Annotated in this window: 13 protein-coding genes; 5 read left to right on the plus strand and 8 right to left on the minus strand. The window is 59.2% G+C overall.

Translation table 11 applies throughout. The annotated features are described in order from the left end of the window. Nucleotides 1-211: 211 nt before the first annotated feature. Entirely contained in the window at nt 212-2,395 is a 2,184-nt protein-coding gene (gene yccS / locus BI292_RS21745) for a YccS family putative transporter (protein WP_101209125.1), read from the plus strand. A gap of 155 nt (nt 2,396-2,550) precedes the next feature. On the opposite strand, the gene BI292_RS21750 is transcribed toward yccS, so the two are convergent. Next, nucleotides 2,551-3,288, minus strand: coding sequence for an ABC transporter substrate-binding protein (locus BI292_RS21750; RefSeq protein ID WP_101209126.1), 738 nt, complete (start codon nt 3,286-3,288; stop codon nt 2,551-2,553). 257 nt (nt 3,289-3,545) lie between these two features. Here BI292_RS21750 and BI292_RS21755 point away from each other — a divergent pair, with 257 nt between their 5' ends. Beyond that, nucleotides 3,546-3,998: a GNAT family N-acetyltransferase gene (locus BI292_RS21755; protein WP_092276982.1), complete on the plus strand. Its 453-nt coding sequence runs from the start codon at nt 3,546-3,548 to the stop codon at nt 3,996-3,998. 126 nt (nt 3,999-4,124) lie between these two features. Here the strand turns inward: BI292_RS21755 and BI292_RS21760 are convergent, their stop codons facing one another. Genes BI292_RS21760 through BI292_RS21770 form a run of 3 tightly spaced genes read right to left on the minus strand, consistent with a single transcriptional unit; the run spans nt 4,125 to nt 7,100 of the window. Next, nucleotides 4,125-4,421 (minus strand): helix-turn-helix domain-containing protein, encoded by a 297-nt coding sequence (locus BI292_RS21760; RefSeq protein ID WP_101209127.1) that lies wholly within the window; start codon nt 4,419-4,421, stop codon nt 4,125-4,127. Nucleotides 4,422-4,434: 13 nt separating this feature from the next. After that, nucleotides 4,435-4,932, minus strand: coding sequence for a M48 family metallopeptidase (locus tag BI292_RS21765; protein ID WP_101209128.1), 498 nt, complete (start codon nt 4,930-4,932; stop codon nt 4,435-4,437). Between the two features lie 44 nt (nt 4,933-4,976). Then, nucleotides 4,977-7,100 (minus strand): bifunctional diguanylate cyclase/phosphodiesterase, encoded by a 2,124-nt coding sequence (locus BI292_RS21770; RefSeq protein ID WP_101209129.1) that lies wholly within the window; start codon nt 7,098-7,100, stop codon nt 4,977-4,979. A 322-nt stretch (nt 7,101-7,422) separates the two neighbouring features. Here BI292_RS21770 and BI292_RS21775 point away from each other — a divergent pair, with 322 nt between their 5' ends. The 3 genes from BI292_RS21775 (at nt 7,423) to BI292_RS28820 (ending at nt 9,689) form a co-directional block, all read left to right on the plus strand. After that, nucleotides 7,423-8,091 (plus strand): polysaccharide lyase family 7 protein, encoded by a 669-nt coding sequence (locus BI292_RS21775; protein WP_092276969.1) that lies wholly within the window; start codon nt 7,423-7,425, stop codon nt 8,089-8,091. 713 nt (nt 8,092-8,804) lie between these two features. Continuing rightward, nucleotides 8,805-9,098 (plus strand): fructose-bisphosphate aldolase, encoded by a 294-nt coding sequence (locus BI292_RS21785; RefSeq protein ID WP_101209130.1) that lies wholly within the window; start codon nt 8,805-8,807, stop codon nt 9,096-9,098. 300 nt (nt 9,099-9,398) lie between these two features. Beyond that, nucleotides 9,399-9,689 (plus strand): hypothetical protein, encoded by a 291-nt coding sequence (locus BI292_RS28820; RefSeq protein ID WP_146198988.1) that lies wholly within the window; start codon nt 9,399-9,401, stop codon nt 9,687-9,689. 173 nt (nt 9,690-9,862) lie between these two features. Here the strand turns inward: BI292_RS28820 and fba are convergent, their stop codons facing one another. From fba to BI292_RS21805, 4 genes are all read right to left on the minus strand, one after another. Beyond that, a complete protein-coding gene (fba, locus tag BI292_RS21790) occupies nt 9,863-10,927 on the minus strand; it encodes a class II fructose-bisphosphate aldolase (protein ID WP_054044249.1) in 1,065 nt (354 codons plus the stop codon). A 252-nt stretch (nt 10,928-11,179) separates the two neighbouring features. Next, complete coding sequence (locus BI292_RS21795) at nt 11,180-11,512, minus strand: MliC family protein (RefSeq protein WP_092276957.1); 333 nt, start codon at nt 11,510-11,512, stop codon at nt 11,180-11,182. A gap of 56 nt (nt 11,513-11,568) precedes the next feature. Further along, a complete protein-coding gene (locus BI292_RS21800) occupies nt 11,569-11,793 on the minus strand; it encodes a hypothetical protein (protein ID WP_101209131.1) in 225 nt (74 codons plus the stop codon). Nucleotides 11,794-11,827: 34 nt separating this feature from the next. After that, complete coding sequence (locus BI292_RS21805; protein ID WP_092276951.1) at nt 11,828-12,991, minus strand: phosphoglycerate kinase; 1,164 nt, start codon at nt 12,989-12,991, stop codon at nt 11,828-11,830. Nucleotides 12,992-12,994 lie beyond the last annotated feature (3 nt).

The following is a 12,994-nucleotide window of genomic DNA, read 5'->3' on the forward strand; positions in this document are numbered from 1 at the left end:
CCCCTGTAGGAGTGAGCCTGCTCGCGATAGCGCCGGGTCAGGCAAATAATTTCTGACTGACACGCCCTCATCGCGAGCAGGCTCACTCCTACAGGGGGGTCGCTTGTGATATCAGGGAACAGATTTTGCTGTCAGATGTGATCGGCGCCATTGCGTCGACGTCATTACTGGCTCAATTTAGCGGCATTGCCTCGGAAGGCCTTCGCACTTCATGTCATCGACTTCTTTTACTCAGTCTCTGCGTCGCCTCTGGGCGCTGGATAAATTCAGCTACAGCGTGCGGGTGTTCATCGCCCTGACCGGCAGCATGGCCGTGTGCTGGTATCAGGACGAAATGGCGCTGCTGATCCCGTTGTTCCTGGGCATCATCGCCAGCGCCCTCGCTGAAACCGACGACAGTTGGCAGGGCCGCCTCAACGCGCTGGCCGTGACGCTGGTGTGTTTCAGCGTCGCCGCGCTAGCGGTCGAATTACTCTTCCCCTACCCGATCATTTTCATCGTCGCCCTGGCGCTGGCCAGTTTCGGCCTGACCATGCTCGGCGCCCTCGGCGAACGCTATGGCGCGATTGCCTCGGCGACGTTGATCCTCGCGGTCTACACCATGATCGGCGTCGACCAGCGCGGCGGCGCGGTCACCGATTTCTGGCACGAGCCGCTGCTGCTGGTGGCCGGCGCCGCGTGGTACGGCGTGCTCTCGGTGCTGTGGCAGGCGTTGTTTTCCAATCAGCCGGTGCAGCAAAGCCTGGCGCGGCTGTTCCGCGAATTGGGCCTGTACCTGAAGCTCAAATCGTCGCTGTTCGAACCGATCCGGCAGATGGACACCGAGGCGCGGCGCCTCGAACTGGCGCAGCAAAACGGGCGTGTGGTCGCGGCGCTGAACGTCGCCAAAGAGATCATCCTGCACCGGGTCGGCAACGGTCGGCCGGGGTCGAAAGTCAGCCGTTACCTCAAACTGTACTTCCTCGCCCAGGACATCCACGAGCGCGCCAGTTCGTCGCACTATCCGTACAACGCGCTGGCCGAGGCGTTCTTTCACAGCGACGTGATGTTCCGCTGCCAACGCCTGCTGCGCCAGCAAGGCAAGGCCTGCCGGGCGCTCGCCGAATCCATCCAGATGCGCCAGCCGTTCGTCTATGACGCCAGTTTCGCCGAAGCGCTGGGCGACCTGCACGCCTCCCTCGAACACCTGCGCGTGCAAAGCAACCCAGCGTGGCGCGGGCTCCTGCGCTCGTTGCGCGCATTGGCGGCCAACCTCGGCACGCTCGACCGTTTGCTCAGCGACGCGAGCAACCCCGACGCCCTCGCCGACGCCACCGACAGCAGCCTGCTCGACCGCTCGCCGCGCAACTTCAAAGACGTCTGGCTGCGCTTGCGCACGCAACTGACGCCGACCTCGTTGCTGTTCCGCCACGCCCTGCGCCTGCCGCTGGCGCTGAGCATCGGCTACGCGATGGTGCATTTGATTCACCCGTCGCAAGGCTACTGGATCATCCTCACCACGCTGTTCGTCTGCCAACCGAACTACGGCGCCACGCGACGCAAACTCGGCCAGCGGATCATCGGCACGGCGATCGGCCTGACCATCGCCTGGGCATTGTTCGATCTGTTCCCCAATCCGCTGGTGCAATCGTGTTTCGCGATCGCCGCCGGGGTGGTGTTCTTTATCAGCCGCACCACGCGCTACACCTTGGCCACCGCCGCGATCACGATCATGGTGCTGTTCTGCTTCAATCAGGTTGGCGACGGTTACGGACTGTTCCTGCCACGCCTGTTCGATACCTTGCTCGGCAGCCTGATCGCCGGGCTCGCGGTGTTCCTGTTCCTGCCCGACTGGCAGGGCCGACGCCTGAACAAAGTGCTGGCCAACACCCTGACCTGCAACAGCATTTACCTGCGCCAGATCATGCAGCAATACGCCGCCGGCAAAAGTGATGACCTTGCTTATCGACTAGCCCGCCGCAACGCGCACAACGCCGACGCGGCGCTGTCGACCACGTTGGCGAACATGCTGATGGAGCCGGGGCATTTCCGGAAGGAAGCGGACGTCGGTTTCCGTTTTCTGGTGTTGTCGCACACGCTGCTGAGTTACTTGTCAGGCCTCGGCGCACACCGGGAAACACAATTGCCGCCGGACGTGCGCGAGCATTTGATCGACGGCGCCGGCGTGAGCCTGGCCGCGAGCATCGACGAAATCGCCCAAGGGCTGGCGAGCAAAACACCGATTGCGATTCAGAGCGATGAAGAGGAAGCGCTGGCCAATGCGCTGGAGCAGATGCCGGACGAGATCGATGAAGGGCAGCGATTGGTGCAGACGCAACTGGCGCTGATCTGCCGGCAATTGGGGCCGTTGCGCACGTTGGCGGCGCATTTGATCAAGGACACCCGCCAGGATTGAGATTTGCAGTGACTGGGCGGGCCTCTTCGCGGGCAAGCCTCGCTCCTACAAGGGCAACGCATTTCCAATGTAGGAGCGAGGCTTGCCCGCGAAGGCGTCATCGGCAACACCGCCGAGCAACTTGCGGCTCGCCGCTCAGAACTTGCCGCAGCCCTTCACATCCCATGCTGCTTCATCAATCGCTCATAACTGCCATCCGCCTTCATCGCCGCAATCTCCCGATCAAACCCGGCAACGATCTGCTGATGCCTGGGGTTTTTCAGGCTGACCAGAATATGCAGGCTGTTCTCACTCAACGGCTTGGGCAGAAACTCCACCGAGTTGCGCACCTTCGCCGATTCGCGCGACAGGTAATAACGCGCGACAAACTCATCTTCCAGCGTCAGTTGCACCCGGTCCGCGGCAAGCATGCGCACGGCCATCGCGAAGTTATGCACAGGGATTTTCTGCAACGCGGCGTCGTCATCGAATTCCGGCGAATAGGCGTAACCGCGCACCACCGCAATCGGGTACGTGTGCAATTGCTGCAAATTGTTGTATTCGATGGGCGCGTCTTTGCGCTTGATGAAGCGCACGCGATTGAGCAGGTATTCGGCGGAAAACTGCCCAAGTTGGGTCCGCTCGTCGTTGTACCAGGCGTTGACCAACACGTCATAGCGGCCCTCGCCGACACCCAGCAACGCCCGCGCCCACGGCACTTGCTCGAACTCGCTGGCATACCCGGCGCGGGCCAGCGCGGTGCTGACGATGTCGGTGGCCAGGCCGCCGTTGATCAACGTGGCATCGGTGAACGGCGGCCAGTTATCGGCCACCAGACGCAGCTTTTCCGCCGCCGCGTTCTGAGTCAGCAACAGCAATCCAATCAAAGCAAAGGCTCGATGCAATCGCGGCATGCTAGAAAATCCTTGGCGGGCGGGCTGCCCGGGATGTTTTTCAGCGAAGACTCCGAAACGCGGAGACCGGTGAACCGGTACTCAACTTTAGCTCATTGAAGCCGGCGCACAGTGCTGACTTGCAGAGTACACAAAGCAGCAGCGGCCGCGCGAAATGAATGATGGCATTTTGGCCTTTGTCACAGATTTATCAGCCACCGAGACATCTTTCGTCAGGTCGCCTAGTATCGGCAGGACGTTGTTCAAGGAATAAGAAGATGACTATCGAGTGGGTCTGCAAACATCACAACGATCTGGGTAAAGAGCAGCTGTACGCCATTTTGAAATTGCGCGCCGAAGTGTTTGTGGTCGAGCAGCGCTGTGCTTATCAGGACGTCGACGGCCAGGACCTGGAAGGTGATACCTGCCATTTGATGGGCTGGAATGGTGATGTGCTGGTCGCGTACCTGCGCTTGCTCGACCCGGAGTCGCAGGGCGGCGACGTCGTGATCGGTCGGGTGCTGACCGCGCCGCAAGGTCGGGGCCAGGGGCTGGGCCATCAGATGATGGAACAGGCGTTGAAGCAGGCTGAGAAACGCTGGCCGGACGTGCCGATTTACCTGTCGGCGCAGGCGCATTTGCAGGGGTATTACGGGCGATACGGGTTTGTCGCGGTGGGTGAGGAATATCTGGAGGATGATATTCCGCATATCGGGATGCGGCGTCTCTGAGGGCCCCATCGCGAGCAAGCTCGCTCCCACAGGGGAAATATGTCGTGTCGTAGATCGCCGGCAAACCATAAATCCCCTGTGGGAGCGAGCTTGCTCGCGATGGCGTCAAGACTGGCGCCACCTACTTCAGGGATACCCCAACACTTCCTTTATCTGGCGCAAATTACCCTCAATCCACCGCCGATCAATCGCCCCCCAATCACGAATCCGGTAGCACCCGGCGTGATTGCGCGCGCCATCCTCCTGCTCGAACTCGCAGACGATGTCCAGATCGGCCAGCGCCGCGATGGTGTCTTGCGCCGTGCGCCGGGGCATACCGGTGACTTCGGTGAGCGTCGGCACGCTGCTGGCCAACCCGCTATCGATCAGGTACGCCACGTACAACCGGCGGTAGAAGCTGCTTTTGGTTTTGCTGACATCCATCCAGGCCTTCCTTTTATTCCGATTGCATGTCGCGCCACGTCAGGTACACGCGCAAATCGAACTCGACCTGGTGATACCCCGGCAACATGTGTTCGCACAGTTTGTAGAACGCCTTGTTGTGATCCGACTCTTTGAAGTGCGCCAACTCGTGCACCACGATCATTTTCAGAAAGGCCGACGGCGCTTCCTTGAACAGCGACGCCACGCGGATTTCCTTCTTGGACTTGAGCTTGCCGCCCTGCACCCGCGAAATCGTGGTGTGCAGGCCCAAGGCGCGGTGGGTCAGGTCGAGGCGGTTGTCGAACAAGACCTTGTCAATGCCCGGCGCGTTGCGCAGGTATTCCTGCTTCAACTCCAACGCGTAGGTGTACAACGCCTTGTCACTTTGCACGGCGTGTTTTTGCGGGTAACGCTGGCTCAAGTAATCACCCAGCCGACCGTCGGCGATCAGCTGGCGCACTTGATCCTGCAACGCGGCGGGATAGGCCTGGAGGTATTTCAACGCGGTCATTGGGCGGGCAACACGATCATCAAAAGGTCGCCAGTGTAGCGAATTCAGCCGCTCAGCGCGCTCCAGTCAAACGGGCGCACAAAGTCGTCGGCATCCTCGGCCATCAGTGGCCGCGCCACCAGAAACCCCTGCACGTACTCGCAGCCATTGGCTTGCAGCCACTCGTATTGCGCCACGGTTTCCACGCCTTCGGCGATCACCAGCAAACCGTATTGCTTGCACAAATCGATCACCGTGCGCACCAGCGACGCATCGCGCGCCGACTCCGGCAGCCGCGCGATCAGGTGCCGATCAAGCTTGAGCGTGTCCAGTTCCAGGTCGCGCAAATGCGTCAGCGAACACGGCCCCGAGCCAAAGTCATCCAACGCTACGCGCACCCCGAGATTGCGCAGCAAGCGCAGCTGCTTGCGGGTTTCGTCAGGGTTGAGCATCAGTGCGTCTTCGGTCACTTCGACTTCGATTTGCCACGGCTTGAGGTCATGCCGTTCCAGGGTTTGCCGCAACTCCGTGACTAGGTTCGGCATGCCAAATTGCGTGCTGCTCAAACTCACACCGAGCACCAGATCCTCGGCGAACAGGGTTTCCCAGGCTTTGCGTTGCTGGGCGCTGCGGTGATAAATCCAGCTGCCGAGACGGCTGATCAGCCGAGCCTCTTCGAGCAACGGTAAAAACAGCCCCGGCGGCACATCGCCAACACTCGGGTGCTGCCAGCGCAGCAACGCTTCGAAGCCGCGCACTTGGCCGCCATCAATCGCCACTTGCGGCTGATAAACCAGATTGAAATCGCGGTTTTCGATGGCCGTGCGCACGCTCTCTTCCAGCATCAGACGCGAGCGCGCGCGGCCGTTCATTTCATGATCGTAAAAGCGATATTGCTGCCGCCCGGCGCGCTTGGCTTCATACATCGCGATGTCGGACGCACGCAGCAAGCCGTCGAGGTTCGAGCCGCAGTCCGGGTAGGTGGCGATGCCGATACTGGCGCCGAGGGCGATGTCCAGGCCTTCAATCTGCTGACAAATGGACACGCGCTCGATCAGCTTTTCAGCAATCTTCGCCGCTTGCTCGGGGAATTCCAGATCGAGCAACGCGGTGAACTCGTCGCCGCCCATGCGCGCGAGAATGTCGAACGGTCGCAGGCACGCCTTCAGTTGTTCGGACACCCAACGCAACACGCGGTCGCCGGCATCGTGGCCGAGGGAATCGTTGACCCGTTTGAAACCATCGAGGTCGAGGTACAACAGCACCCAGGCGCCGTCGGACCGCTCGCCGCGCAGCAGCAAGTTATCCACAGTCTGGTGAAAACCGCGGCGATTGAGCAGCCCGGTCAGCGGGTCGGTCACCGCTTGAAATTCGAGTTGCTGATGCAGATGCCGCACCACCGACATGTCCAGCACCGTCACCACCATCGCGTGCTGCTCGGCCGGCAACGGCGCGCAGGACAACGCCACTGGCACTTGCTGGCCCGGCGCCGTGCGCAGCAGCGCATCGTGCAAACGCAAGGTTTCGCCGCGCGTGTATCCGACATAAAGGTCGGAATCGGCCCACACCGGAATGTGCGGTTTTTGCAGGAAATCGAGAAACTCCCGCCCCTGCAACTCCGTCACCGTAGCATTGAGCAACCGCGACATCGCTGGGTTGGCAAAACGAATCAAGCCGTCCTCGCCCACCACCAGAATGCCCTCGGCGGCGTTGTCCAGCACCGAGGCGTTGAAGGCGCGAGCCAGCTCCAAATCGTGGCTCAAGCGCTGCAACGCGCGGCGATTGCGCTGATGCTCAAGCAAGGCCTGGACTTTCGGTTTGAGGATTTGCGGGTCGAACGGTTTGAACAGGTAATCCACCGCGCCACTGGCGTAACCCTTGATCACGGCGTCTTGGGACTGCTCGTTGGCGGTGAGGAAAATGATCGGCGTGAGGCGCGTGCGTTGACTGCCGCGCATCAGGCGCGCGACTTCAAAACCGTCCATGCCGGGCATCTGCACATCCAGCAGCACCAGGTCGATATCGTGTTCGAGGAGCAAACTGAGCGCCTCGAAACCCGAGGCGGCGGTCATGACCTGCCAATCCTGGCGCTGCAACAATGCGCGCATGCTGATCAGGTTTTCAGGGTAATCATCAACGATTAAAAGGACAGAGCTACCATCACCTGGCGTTGGTTGAGCGCATTCCATGCTGCTTCTCTTGTCTGGACATTCAGGCCGATTTCTTGTGAAAACCGGACACGTACTGAGCCTTCACTCTAGACCCGGAACGGCAAAAGCAGTAGGTGTCATCTCGCCATCGTTGATTCAAAGCTTCTATAAGCCGACTAACGGTCGGCGCTACAGCCCCCTGAAACCGGGAAAGATGGCATTTCGACAGGATGTTGACGCCAATCATCTGCCGGGCGGGCATTAACAAAAACCCCCGCTACGCTTATAAAGAGCGCCCTCCAAGGCCCGTGCCAGAGCTTCTGGCACGGGCGTGCAGCCTGAATTTGTGGAAGCTTTGTCTATGATCGATCTCGCAACATGGAACCTCAGTGTTCCTGTCGGCAATCCGCCATACACCGTCGAAACGTCCAAACTGGTGAACGGCTTCAAGGACCAATACTTCCATTCCAATACCGGCACGCTGTTTTTCTGGTCACCGGTCACGGGCTCCAAAACCGAAAACGCCAAGTACCCGCGCACCGAACTTCGCGAAACCTACAGCAACGGTACGTTGCGTAATTGGCTTTATCCGGACGCGGACAACACCTTGCGCGCAACGCTGGCGGTCAATCAGGTGCCCAGCTCCGGCAAGATTGTGATCGGGCAGATCCACGCGTATGAAAGTCAGAAGCCGATGGTCAAGGTCGAGTATCAATACAAGACCAAAACCGAGACTGGCAACATCGTCGCCAAAGTGCGCATGCACCCGGACGACGGCGAAGGCCGGGTGATTATCATCGCCACCGGGGTGAAACTCGATCAGGAGTTTTCCTACCTGATCCACCTGAGCCCCGGCGGGCAACTGGGTATCAGCGCGGCGGGTTATCAGTGGGATTCGAACATCAGCGCCACTTGGCGCGTGAAGCCGCTGTATTTCAAGGCTGGCGTGTACGTGCAGGACAACACCGGTTACACCAGCGAGGGCGGCAAAGTGACCTTCAGCAAACTGGATATTGATCACGACAAGTAAGCCATCTGCCCTGTGGCGAGGGGGCTTGCCCCCGTCGGGCTGCGCAGCGGCCCCAATCAATTCCATTACCGTCCGAAAATCTCGTAGGAAATTCCCTCTTGTGGCGAGGGGGCTTGCCCCCGTCGGGCTGCGAAGCGGCCCCAATCAATTCCATTACCCGCCGAAAATCTCGTAGGAAATTACCTTTTGTGGCGAGGGGGCTTGCCCCCGTCGGGCTGCGCAGCGGCCCCAATCAATTCCATTACCGTCCGAAAATCTCGTAGGAAATGACCTCTTGTGGCGAGGGGGCTTGCCCCCGTCGGGCTGCGAAGCGGCCCCAAACCCTGCCACCTGTTTCCTACAGCCGCACCTTAGTGCCCGGTTTTACGACGGCTGCGCCGCCGGACGGGGGCAAGCCCCCTCGCCACAAGGGTTATCCGGCGTCCTACGGTGCGGTTGCAGCCATCAAAGTCGCGGCTTATAGTTCGCCCCGTCGCTGACAGCAGTCGGCGATAGGGTTTCGCAGCCCTACAGCGCAATGGCAACCAAGCTCCATAACAAACGATGGTCGTTTTAACGCCCGCAGTTCGTTTTATGGTGGCTGCGTGTGGGAGACCTTCGGGTCTGCCGGGTTCCTTGTGCCTCGGTCTGCGAACCCGCACGCAGCTACCACCCATTCGATTCGCAGCGAACGGCAGTAGCTCTTCTTTATTAAGCACAAGGAAGATTTACTAATGACCATGAGCAATCCGCCGCGCCGCTTCACCCCCATGTCCCAACTCGCCACCGACTATCCCGTCCTCGTCATCGACAGCGACGCGCCGATCCGCGAATTACACAACTGCGTCAGCGAACGCCTCAACGCCGTCCTCAAATACCTCAACCTGATGGCCTGCACCAGCCTGCCCGACTACGCCGAGAACGACATCAACACCGTCACCAACATCGCCTTGATCCTGCTCCGGGATGTCAGTGATGTGTTTAAGGTGATTGAGCAGCGTGGGTTTGATACGCCCAACAAGCCTTAATAAATTTCCAACAATAAAAACCCGCACATATGGGGGTTTTTATTTCCAAAGTAGTACAAACCGATTTGCCAACCCCTCCAGCACACGGAGCAATCATTACCTATTGACACCTCGATTTAACAATCACCACCCAATCCTTTTTTTTATTACAAATAAATATAAATAACTGTCAATTCTTACAGGTTACGTACAACTACGCCCAACCTATCCTAACGACGAAACATGAAAACATATCTAACGGAGATAGCGAATGCTCTCCCTTAGCATTACTAACGAATCGAAAAAATGGAGTTTTAAATCATGACAAACGTTAGTGCACCCGTATTACAGGGAGCAACCGGCGGTTCCGGTCAGATAAGCATTCAAGGATACGGAGGAATCGCAGGCTGGAGAATTGATGTATGCCAAGCAGGAACGGGAGCTTACCTGGGAGCCGGCCCCGTTAATTCCGACGGCACTTTTGCATTTGCTGCAAACTATAAAATTTTGCTGGAGGACAAACTCAAAGGAACCTATGAAGTTCAGGTACGGCAAACGGACAACACTACGACTTCCTATTGGAGCGAAAAGTTATACGTCACTGTAACTTGATTGAACAATATAAACGTCATTCATACCGGCCGTTTCTTTCAACGTTCAAACTACTGCTGTCTTTCACAGGGACATTTCAGGCACCTTCTGCCGCTATCAATAGTTAGAATTAGCGCCCACAAAAAAACCCGCCTCTCGGCGGGTTTTTCATCAACGCTGTTTAACGCCCAGGCTTAGTTAACCTTAGCGTTCAACTCACCCTTCAGATAACGCTGATACATCGCTTCCAACGAGATCGGCTTGATCTTCGAAGCATTACCGGCAGTACCAAACGCTTCGTAACGAGCGATACACACATCACGCATGGCGGTCACGGTGGCGCCGAAGAATTTACGTGGGTCGAATTCGCTCGGGTTGGTAGCCATCAGGCGACGCATCGCACCGGTGGACGCCAGGCGCAGGTCGGTGTCGATGTTGACCTTGCGCACGCCGTGCTTGATGCCTTCGACGATTTCTTCAACCGGCACGCCGTAGGTTTCTTTGATGTCGCCGCCGTACTGGTTGATGATCGCCAGCCAGTCTTGTGGCACGGAGGACGAGCCGTGCATCACCAGGTGGGTGTTCGGGATGCGTTTGTGGATTTCTTTGATGCGGTCGATGGCCAACACGTCGCCGGTAGGTGGCTTGGTGAATTTGTAGGCGCCGTGGCTGGTGCCGATGGCGATGGCCAAGGCGTCGACCTGGGTGCGTTTGACGAAGTCAGCGGCTTCTTCCGGGTCGGTGAGCATTTGGCTGTGATCGAGCACGCCTTCTGCGCCGATGCCGTCTTCTTCACCGGCCATGCCGGTTTCCAGCGAACCCAGGCAGCCCAGCTCGCCTTCTACCGAAACGCCGCAGGCGTGAGCCATGGCCACGGTTTGTTGGGTAACGCGGATGTTGTAGTCGTAGTCGGTCGGGGTCTTGCCGTCTTCGCCAAGGGAGCCGTCCATCATCACCGAGCTGAAGCCCAGTTGGATCGAGCGCTGGCAGACGTCAGGGCTGGTGCCGTGATCCTGGTGCATGCACACCGGGATGTGCGGGAATTCTTCGATTGCCGCCAGGATCAGGTGACGCAGGAACGGCGCGCCTGCGTATTTGCGCGCACCGGCCGAGGCCTGGACGATCACCGGGGAGTCAGTCTTGTCAGCGGCTTCCATGATGGCGCGCATCTGCTCAAGGTTGTTGACGTTGAAGGCTGGAACGCCGTAGCCGAATTCGGCTGCGTGGTCCAACATCTGGCGCATGCTGATAAGTGCCATTGTGTGTGTCTCTCCCGGTTTGGGTCGTTAATCGTGCCAGCCTGCCGTAGCGGCGGCGGCTATTCAAGTTATTGCAGATCGGGGGTGAGGCCGGTCCGCTCATTCGGTATTGCCTAAATCTCTACGAGCCATCGATTACCTGTAGGAGCGAAGCTTGCTCGCGAAAGCGGTTTAACCGCCAACACATGTGTTGAATGTGCTGGCCTCATCGCGAGCAAGCTTCGCTCCTACAGGTTTGGCGCGAGCCTACGATTACTCGGCTTTACAACCGCGGCCAATCAAATCGTTGGTGGCGACCCAGTACACCAGGCCTTCCTCACCTTTTACGTGAAACGCCAGCATGTCGTCGCTGTACAGCGAACCTTCGGCGCCCGGTTCAAGCTTCAAGCGGTAGACCTGATCGGCCCCGCCGAGGCGCACGTCGACTTCCTTGCGACTGTCATCGGTGTAGCGCCAGAGCACTTTGGCCTCGCTGTCGCAGGTCCAGGTGGTCCAGTTGTCCGCAGGTGCCGACGCGTCGAACAGGTTGAACGTGGAGCAACCTGCCAGCAGTGCCAGCGCCATGATGGCGATAAAGCCTTTCATCCGTGTTCCTCGACCGACGGCGCACGCCGCCAGCCTTGAGTAATGAGTCAGACCCATCAAGGGCAGCCATGTTCCTTGGCCGGGGTCTGGGTCTCGTATTTGTCCAGGCCGTCAGGCCCGGAACGCTTGTTGAGCACCGGATTGGTTTCCGCTTGCCAATCGGCCTGATAACAGCCTTTTTCATCCGGCGCAGTCGGCGCAGGTTCAGGCTGGGCATTGGGATTACTCCCGCAAGCTGCCAGCGAAACCGCGATGATCAACAGCGCTATGTGCCTGACCATGTCAACACTCCTTTGCCTGGTCACAGGATTGGACTCAGGCCTTGGCCCGGCTTTCCAGAACTTCAACCGCTGGCAGCACCTTGCCTTCGACGAACTCGAGGAACGCACCGCCGCCAGTGGAAATGTAGGAGATCTTGTCAGCAACGCCATATTTGTCGATGGCGGCCAAGGTGTCGCCGCCGCCAGCGATGGAGAACGCCGAACTTTCTGCGATGGCCTGGGCCAGCACTTTGGTGCCGTTGCCGAACTGGTCGAATTCGAACACGCCGACCGGGCCGTTCCACAGAATGGTTTTCGACGACTTCAGCAGCTCGGCGAAATGGGCTGCGGTCTGCGGGCCGATGTCCAGAATCATGTCGTCTGCGGCCACATCGGCGATCAGCTTGACGGTGGCAGTGGCGCTTTCCGCGAATTCCTTGGCAACCACGACGTCGACCGGCAACGGCACGCTGACTTTGCCGGCGATTTCGCGCGCGGTGTCCAGGAGGTCTGGCTCGTACAGGGATTTGCCGACCGGGTGACCGGCCGCCGCGAGGAAGGTGTTGGCAATGCCGCCGCCGACGATCAACTGGTTGCAGATCTGGCTCAGGCTGTTGAGCACGTCGAGTTTGGTCGAGACCTTGGAGCCGGCAACGATGGCGGCCATCGGTTGCGCCGGGGCGCCGAGGGCTTTGCCCAGTGCGTCCAGTTCAGCGGCCAGCAACGGGCCAGCAGCGGCGACTTTGGCGAACTTGGCGACGCCGTGGGTCGAACCCTCGGCGCGGTGAGCGGTGCCGAAGGCGTCCATCACGAACACGTCGCACAGGGCGGCGTATTGCTGGGCCAGTTCGTCAGCGTTCTTTTTCTCACCTTTGTTGAAGCGCACGTTCTCGAACAAAACGATGTCGCCGGCCTTCACGTCAACGCCGTTCAGGTAGTCGGCCACCAGCGGCACGTCGCGGCCCAGCGCCTTGCTCAGGTAGTCGGCGACAGGCTTGAGGCTGTTCTCGGCCGAGAATTCGCCTTCGGTCGGACGCCCAAGGTGCGAGCAAACCATCACCGCCGCGCCTTTTTCCAGGGCCAGCTTGATGGTCGGCAGCGAAGCCAGGATTCGCGCATCGCTGGTGACAACTCCGTCCTTGACCGGGACGTTGAGGTCTTCGCGGATCAATACGCGCTTACCTTGCAGATCGAGGTCGGTCATCTTCAACACGGTCATGGG

It is taken from the genome of Pseudomonas sp. 43NM1, from assembly GCF_002836905.1.
GTDB classification, from domain to species: domain Bacteria; phylum Pseudomonadota; class Gammaproteobacteria; order Pseudomonadales; family Pseudomonadaceae; genus Aquipseudomonas; species Aquipseudomonas prosekii.

Bases quoted from the DNA above. Each gene is read 5' to 3' on its own strand.
- yccS (WP_101209125.1), top strand. From the start codon at position 212: ATGTCATCGACTTCTTTTACTCAGTCTCTGCGTCGCCTCTGGGCGCTG.
- BI292_RS21750 (WP_101209126.1), bottom strand. From the start codon at position 3,288: ATGCCGCGATTGCATCGAGCCTTTGCTTTGATTGGATTGCTGTTGCTG.
- BI292_RS21755 (WP_092276982.1), top strand. From the start codon at position 3,546: ATGACTATCGAGTGGGTCTGCAAACATCACAACGATCTGGGTAAAGAG.
- BI292_RS21760 (WP_101209127.1), bottom strand. From the start codon at position 4,421: ATGGATGTCAGCAAAACCAAAAGCAGCTTCTACCGCCGGTTGTACGTG.
- BI292_RS21765 (WP_101209128.1), bottom strand. From the start codon at position 4,932: ATGACCGCGTTGAAATACCTCCAGGCCTATCCCGCCGCGTTGCAGGAT.
- BI292_RS21770 (WP_101209129.1), bottom strand. From the start codon at position 7,100: ATGGAATGCGCTCAACCAACGCCAGGTGATGGTAGCTCTGTCCTTTTA.
- BI292_RS21775 (WP_092276969.1), top strand. From the start codon at position 7,423: ATGATCGATCTCGCAACATGGAACCTCAGTGTTCCTGTCGGCAATCCG.
- BI292_RS21785 (WP_101209130.1), top strand. From the start codon at position 8,805: ATGACCATGAGCAATCCGCCGCGCCGCTTCACCCCCATGTCCCAACTC.
- BI292_RS28820 (WP_146198988.1), top strand. From the start codon at position 9,399: ATGACAAACGTTAGTGCACCCGTATTACAGGGAGCAACCGGCGGTTCC.
- fba (WP_054044249.1), bottom strand. From the start codon at position 10,927: ATGGCACTTATCAGCATGCGCCAGATGTTGGACCACGCAGCCGAATTC.
- BI292_RS21795 (WP_092276957.1), bottom strand. From the start codon at position 11,512: ATGAAAGGCTTTATCGCCATCATGGCGCTGGCACTGCTGGCAGGTTGC.
- BI292_RS21800 (WP_101209131.1), bottom strand. From the start codon at position 11,793: ATGGTCAGGCACATAGCGCTGTTGATCATCGCGGTTTCGCTGGCAGCT.
- BI292_RS21805 (WP_092276951.1), bottom strand. From the start codon at position 12,991: ATGACCGTGTTGAAGATGACCGACCTCGATCTGCAAGGTAAGCGCGTA.